Origin of the sequence: Streptococcus mitis, assembly GCF_001579035.1 — a bacterium.
Taxonomy (GTDB): Bacteria; Bacillota; Bacilli; order Lactobacillales; family Streptococcaceae; genus Streptococcus; species Streptococcus mitis_J.
The window spans coordinates 48206-49394 of sequence record NZ_KQ970288.1 but is presented as its reverse complement, the minus strand read 5'-3'; the positions used below and the strand labels follow the sequence as shown (position 1 = coordinate 49394).

The 1189-nt window shown below is 41.2% G+C and carries 2 protein-coding genes and 1 pseudogene; all 3 read left to right on the top strand.

The genetic code is table 11. The features are described 5' to 3' along the window. A partial coding sequence (locus SMIDD26_RS06410; protein WP_246746955.1) for a glutathione S-transferase C-terminal domain-containing protein occupies window positions 1–320 on the top strand: 320 nt, incomplete at its 5' end. 115 nt (window positions 321–435) lie between these two features. Further along, complete coding sequence (locus tag SMIDD26_RS06405; protein WP_061439599.1) at window positions 436–846, top strand: peptide deformylase; 411 nt, start codon at window positions 436–438, stop codon at window positions 844–846. 11 nt (window positions 847–857) lie between these two features. Then, window positions 858–1189 (top strand): annotated as a pseudogene (locus tag SMIDD26_RS13020) (hypothetical protein); the annotation flags it as partial.

Sequence of the window (1189 nt, the reverse complement as noted above, 5' to 3'; positions counted from 1 at the left end):
GATTTGGACATTTCTTCAATTATGCTCCTGAAAAATTGGAATATCCTATTAACCGTTTTACGATGGAAGTGAAACGCCAGTTGGATTTATTGGATAAGGAATTGGCTCAGAAACCTTATATTGCAGGCAATGACTATACGATTGCAGATATTGCTATCTGGTCTTGGTATGGACAGTTAGTTCAAGGAAAACTTTATCAAGGTTCTGCAAAATTCTTGGATGCCTCAAGTTACCAGAATTTAGTAAACTGGGCAGAAAAAATTGCCAATCGTCCAGCTGTTAAGCGTGGGATGGAAGTAACTTATAAAAAAATTAAATAGAAAAAAAGTCATCTTCGGATGGCTTTTTGCTACAGTTGAGGGAAAGGGCTTGCAGTTATCGGCTTTTGTGCTATAATTGCTATAATATAGTAAAAAACAAGAGGAGTGTGAGGAAGTGGAAAAGAAAATTGTGAAGGATATTTTGTTTTTATCTCAGGTATCTCAGCCGGCAAGTCAGGATGATCTGTATCTTGCCAGAGATTTGCAGGATACACTCTTAGCAAATCGTGAGACCTGTGTCGGTCTGGCTGCCAATATGATTGGGGTGCAGAAGCGCGTGATTATTTTTAATCTTGGCTTGGTTCCCGTGGTCATGTTTAACCCAGTGCTCCTGTCCTCTGAAGGAGCTTATGAGACAGAAGAAGGCTGTTTGTCCTTGACAGGTGTGAGACCTACTAAGCGTTATGAAACCATAAGGGTTGCCTATCGTGACAGCAAGTGGCAGGAACAGACCATTACCTTGACAGGCTTCCCAGCTCAGATTTGCCAGCATGAACTGGATCACTTGGAAGGACGAATCATTTAGGAGGAAAGCAAATGAAACGGATAGTCTTTGAACTTATTTTTATCGCAACGACCTGGTATATCTTTTTACCGCCCCTTAACCTGACCAGCTGGGAATTTCTCTTTTTCCTCTGTGGGCATTTGCTGGTTGTCGCAGTCTTATTTGGCTTTGGAAAGGGAATCAATCTGGTCAAAACGGTTCATGTGCGCCACGGCAAGGCAGAAGCTGCCTTAAATTTTGAGGGTTTCAAAATCAATCGGTTGGGGAAAATTCTTTTAGCCTCTATTGGAGGAATTCTTCTCTTGGCTGGTTTAGTTTCCTTGGTGACTTCTAGTATTTTTCAAGCTAAAAATTATGCCAATGT